3 protein-coding genes are annotated in these 4,650 nt (G+C 67.3%); all 3 read left to right on the top strand.

Annotated features, from left to right (window positions below; genetic code table 11):
* A partial coding sequence (locus JNW91_RS29765) for a polymorphic toxin-type HINT domain-containing protein (protein ID WP_255545335.1) occupies positions 1-2,422 on the top strand: 2,422 nt, incomplete at its 5' end.
* Between the two features lie 64 nt (positions 2,423-2,486).
* On the top strand, positions 2,487-3,236 hold the full coding sequence (locus tag JNW91_RS29760; protein WP_203178835.1) for an XRE family transcriptional regulator: 750 nt from the start codon (positions 2,487-2,489) through the stop codon (positions 3,234-3,236).
* Between the two features lie 220 nt (positions 3,237-3,456).
* On the top strand, positions 3,457-4,650 hold a 1,194-nt coding region (locus tag JNW91_RS29755), incomplete at its 3' end, for a serine/threonine-protein kinase (RefSeq protein ID WP_203178834.1).

Genomic DNA, 4,650 nt, shown 5'->3' with positions numbered 1-4,650 from the left:
CGACGCGGCCGCGGCCGCGAGCCGAGCAATCGCCGACGCGCAGCGGGCCAACGAACTGGCCCGGCAGTCAGTCAACGTCGCCCGGCAGGCGCTCGGCCACGCCGCAGCCGCGAAGGCCGACGCCGAGCTGACCCGCTCCGCCGCGGACGCGGCGCTGCGCGAGGCCGGAATCGCCTCGTTCCAGAGCCGGGTGGCCGGCCGGGCCGCTATCAACGCCCGCGCCTCGGCAATGGCGATCGCCGATCCCGCCGCGAAGGCGTTGAGCGTCGCCGAGCAGTACGCCGAGACGGACAACGACGCGGCGATGGCCGTCGATGTCGCAAACAGCGCTGTGCTGATCGGCGCCGAGCAGAGCGCCGCAGCCCAGCAGCACGCAGCCGACGCACAAGCCGCCGCGTTGCACGCCGCCGAGGAGGCGCTGCGGGCCCAGGAGCAGGTCAAGCCAGCGTACGCGGCGGCGCAGAAGGCAGCCGAGGAGGCGGCTCGGGCGGTGCGAGCCAGCAAGGTAGCGATCGACGCCGCACGGGGTGCCGCAGCCGAGGCGAACGCCACCGTGGCCGCAGCGAGCGACGCGGCCAGAGCGGCACAGCGGGCCACCGCATACTCGAACGCCGCGGAGGGGATGGCGGTCGAGGCCGGGCACGACGCCGCAGTGGCGCGACAGGCGGCCGGCGCTGCCCGGGCCTACGCGAACCAGGCGCAAACCGCCGCCACCAACGCCGACACGATCGCCAAGCAGATCTCGGCAGCATCGATCTCCGCCAACAAGTTCGCCAACGCGATGAAGACGACCGCTGCCGCAATGGTGAAGATCGCGCAGGACATGCACACGGCCGTCAAGCAGATCGGCGACCTGGCCGAGGCGGAGAAACTGGCACGCCAGACCTCCTGGATGCAGACCTGGCGGGACTACGTCGAGAAGAAGCTCAACGCCAGGGACTACCCCGACTGGCTGAAGGACTTCTACCGCGGCGAGAGCGAAGCCGTCCTCGGCATCGTGGGCGGGGTGTGGATGGTCGGGTTGTGCGCGCTAGGGGCGCCGGGCAACACCCCGGGCAACACGCCGGACTCCGACGAAGCCTGCGACATGCTCAAAGATGGCGTCCAGGCGATCATCGACAACCCGGGCTCGCTGATCCACCTGGACGAGTGGCGTAACGGCGAGTACGCCAAGGCGCTGGGCATGACCGTCGTCGACCTACTCACGCTCGAACTGCCGAAGATCGGCAAGGTCACCGCGGGCATCGACCTACTCAAGGACGGGATCAGCGCGGGCCTCGCCAAGTTGCTGTCCGGCGAGTTGCTGACCGCTCTCAAGGCCCTCGGCACCGACGTGATTGACGCCGCGCTCAAGAAGCTCGGCGCGCTCAAGCTGACCAGGCTGCTGGAACTCAACGTCGACCTGCCGAAGAAGATCACGTTCAGCGCAGACGAGTTGAGCGCACTGAAGCTCGTGATCGACCTCAAGGGGTTCGCCGCGGTGGAAAACGCCCTGAAGGGGCTGATCGATGGCAAGAGCATCCTGGACGGTCTCGAAGATCTGCTGAAGGCATGCGCCGGCGACAGTTTCGCGCCGGACACTCGGGTGCTGCTGGGGGACGGCACGACCAAGCCGATCGGGGACGTCCGCATCGGAGACGAGGTGCTCGCCACTGATCCGCAGACGGGGGTGACCGCCGCCGAACCAGTCACCGAACTGCACCGCAACCTCGACACCGAGTTCGCCGATGTCTCGGTCGGGAGCGGCAGCGGCGACGAGGTCGTCCGGAGCACCCGACACCATCCGTTCTGGAACGTCACGACCCGCAGTTGGACGGATGCCGGCGACCTGCGACCAGGCGACGCACTGCTCGGGCACGATGGCCTGACGACGGTGACCGCAGTAAAGCGGTACACCGGTAGCCGGATCATGCACAACCTCACAGTCGCCGACGTGCATACCTACTATGTGCTGGCGGGAGACGCGTCGGTACTCGTCCACAACTGCAACGGGGCATACGATTGGACGCCAGGCAACAGGCCCGGCCTCGACACCGACCCACAAGCGCCTATCCCCTCAGGTTCATGGATCAGGCCGGGCGAGGCTCTCGACAGAGGCGTTAAGGACAGACCTCTGGAGTACCACTACGTCGTGATGAAGGACGGGTCACTGCGGGCGATTCGCACCGATTACATGTTCGCCCTGAAGGACAGCGCAGGGCATACGAGTCTGGCCGAGCGCCAGGCGGTTCACATGGCTGGAAAATTCGAGGTGAATGAACTAGGCCAGATCATCATGTTTGACAACTGGTCGGGCCACTATGGACCAAAAGCAATACCGGGCTTCACGTCGCTCGAGGAGATCGCCCGCGCCGCATTTCGAAAGCACGGCCTACCGGAACCAGACAAAAATGCGTGGGTCTATCACGAATTCCCGTGGTGAAATATCGCATGCACCTTCGGAATAAGACCCATGCCGCTCTCGTGGTCAACGCTGAGGTAGGCGGATGATGGAACAACCAAGTTTCGGAGTGTTACTGGCGCGACTGTTGCAGCACCGAGGGGTAAACCTCAGTAAGCTGGCGCGGGCCGCTCCGGTCCCTGAAACCGAACTCCGGACCGTACTCACCGGCGCAGTACCCAGCCCATCCCTGCTTCGGCGGCTCGCACCCGCGCTCAAGCTACACACCGCAGATCTCTTCGTAGTTGCCGAGCTGCCGGTACCGGCCGATCTTGCCCCCGTGGAGGCGATATCCGGCTCGCTGATAAAAGAGCTCGTACGGTGTGCCATCAACCTGCGGCCGGAGCAGAGACACCGGCTCCGCCAGCTTGCACAGTCCCTGCCCCGACGGGACCGCGTAGAGCAGGAATTGACTCTCCCGGTCTACGAACAGTACGAGCCGAGTTTCGGTGCCACAGTCGTCCGCATGCTCCGCAACAGGAATCTAGATTGGTCAACCTCTACTCAGATCCTGTATAACCTGGCCGGCGTAGGCCCTTTGTCTGCTGCGACGATAGGAGCGGTTGGCCACGGCCGCAAAGAGTTGTCACCTGAATTGTTGGTCGGCTTCGCGACCGTGTTGGCGATCCCCGCCGACGACTTGGCCGCCATGGCCGGTGTCGAGCTGACCCCCGAAATCCCACGTCCGCACGCAGCAGGGGCTGACCTAGCCGGGTTGATCTGGGATATCCGCCGCCTGACAACCGACCAGGTGCGACACGTCTGCGAGGCAGCGAAGAGCGAATTGGCTGGCTGAAAGCAGCCTCACAGGCCGAAACCGGTGCCCGCCAGGGCTGCTGCGGTGGTCCTGGTCAGTGGCCCCCAGAAACGCGCAAGATCGAGCCCAAGCATGCGGTGGTGCAGGCGTACGGCCTCCTCCGGGTCGGTGATCTGCGGCGCAGGGAGCCGAGTAGGACTACCGCTAGACGCTCCGCACCCGAGCCGCTGCGGCGTTACTCTGGCAAGCTGTCCCAGTGATGGACGGTGATCTGTTGGACGGCAGGTATCAGATCGAGAGTCGTCTCGGCGCTGGTGGCATGTCGGCAGTCTGGCGGGCGTGGGACCGGGTTCTCGAACGTGCGGTGGCCATCAAGGTCCTGGCCGGCGCGCAGGCCACCGCCCAGGGAGCACGACGACGCATCCAGGCGGAGGCCAGGGCCGCGGCGGGCCTCTGGCACCCCCACGTGACGAGCGTGTACGACTATGGCGAGCACACCGATGCCGCCGGCCATCGGGTGTCCTACGTGGTGATGGAGCTGCTGCCCGGCCAGACCCTGTCCCGGCGACTCGCTTCCGGCCCGTTGCCGCCGGCCGCCGCGATGCGGACGTGCGCGCAGGTCGCCGAGGCGCTCGCCGCCGCGCATGAACGTGATCTGGTGCACCGGGACATCAAGCCGTCCAACGTGATGCTGACACCCGCTGGGGTGAAGGTGGTCGACTTCGGAATCGCCACCACGGCCGGCAGACCGGAGCTGGAGGCGGACGGACAACTGTTGGGCACCGCCGCGTACCTCGCGCCCGAACGCCTCGCCGGTGGCACCGTCCTGCCTGCCTCCGACGTCTACGCGCTCGGGCTGTTGCTGTATCGGACGCTGACCAATGAGCTGCCGTGGTCGGCGGAGACCCCCACGCAGATGCTGAACGCTCACGTGTACGTCGATCCGGCCCCGCTGCCCGCTATCGAGGGAGTGCCACCCGAGGTGCACCGCCTCCTCGACCGCTGCCTGGCCAGAGAACCTGCCGATCGGCCGGAAGCCGGGGAGGTGGCGACGGCCTTGCACGGTCTGGCCGATGACGCCGAGCGGCCGGTGGAACAGGAGGCTCCGCGAGCGCCCGTCACACTTGTGTCGACCCCGGCCACCGCCGCTTCCTCTGCCGGTCGGCGTCGCCGCATCCCCCGTGCCGTGTCGATCCCCGTCGTTCTGACGGCGACGGCAGGGGTCGTAGCGCTCCTGCTCTCCCAGTTCTCCCCCATCGACGGCAGCTCGGGTGGGGCCGCAACCCGTCCCGGTGCCACCCCACCGGACGCCGCCTTCGAAACGTCTGTCACTGAACCGTCTGCTTCCGGGCAGAGCTCCGCGGAGCCCGCACCGGTCGCACGACCAGGCCGCACGCTTGCCGCGCCGGCCGCGCCGGCCGCGCCGGCCGCGCCGACCCGGACCCACCGCCGG

It is taken from the genome of Micromonospora parastrephiae, from assembly GCF_016802865.1.
GTDB lineage: Bacteria > Actinomycetota > Actinomycetes > Mycobacteriales > Micromonosporaceae > Micromonospora > Micromonospora parastrephiae.
This window is presented reverse-complemented; position numbering and strand designations above follow the sequence as displayed.

Bases quoted from the DNA above. Each gene is read 5' to 3' on its own strand.
- JNW91_RS29760 (WP_203178835.1), top strand. From the start codon at position 2,487: ATGATGGAACAACCAAGTTTCGGAGTGTTACTGGCGCGACTGTTGCAG.